Annotated in this window: 1 protein-coding gene and 1 pseudogene; one reads left to right on the top strand and one right to left on the bottom strand. The window is 79.7% G+C overall.

Annotation, left to right across the window (positions count from 1 at the left end; genetic code table 11):
- Positions 1–240 (bottom strand): annotated as a pseudogene (locus NV401_RS18760) (hypothetical protein); the annotation flags it as partial.
- Here NV401_RS18760 and NV401_RS18755 point away from each other — a divergent pair.
- On the top strand, positions 239–487 hold a 249-nt coding region (locus tag NV401_RS18755), incomplete at its 3' end, for a hypothetical protein (protein ID WP_261295978.1). The pseudogene NV401_RS18760 and the gene NV401_RS18755 sit on opposite strands and share 2 nt — an antisense overlap.

The raw sequence follows: 487 nt of genomic DNA, 5'->3' as shown, positions 1-487 counted from the left end.
CGCCCGCCCGACGCCGGCGGCAACCGCCGCACCGCGCGCCGCGGCTCCGACAACGACCGTGCCCGAGGCAGTGATCGCGCCACGGCCGGTCGCCACGCCGAGCCCGCTGCCGATCGCGCCGGCCGAACCGCTGGAAGCGCCGCTGGCCGAGGCGACGCCGGTCGCGCCCGTGACGACCGCGCCCGCCGCGGCCGTGCCGATCGCCGGCGCGGGGGCGGGGATCAGCCCCTGGGCGATCATGCTCGGCATCCTGCTGCTGCTCGGGGGGCTCGTGGCCTGGCTGCTGTATCGCCGGCGCCGCGCTCAGGCAGAGGCCGACACGCCGTTCGAGATCGTGATCGGGGTCCGCCAAGGTGATGGCGATGACGTTCCCGCGCCGGCGGCGCCGTCGCCACCGCCGCCCCCTCCAGTCGCGCCGGTCGCGCCGGACATGCCGCCGCCCGCAGCCTTCCCGCCGGCGCCGCCGCGCCCCGCCGCCGCATCCGGG

The organism is Sphingomonas hylomeconis, from assembly GCF_025370105.1.
In the GTDB taxonomy this organism is placed as follows: domain Bacteria; phylum Pseudomonadota; class Alphaproteobacteria; order Sphingomonadales; family Sphingomonadaceae; genus Sphingomonas; species Sphingomonas hylomeconis.
This window is presented reverse-complemented; position numbering and strand designations above follow the sequence as displayed.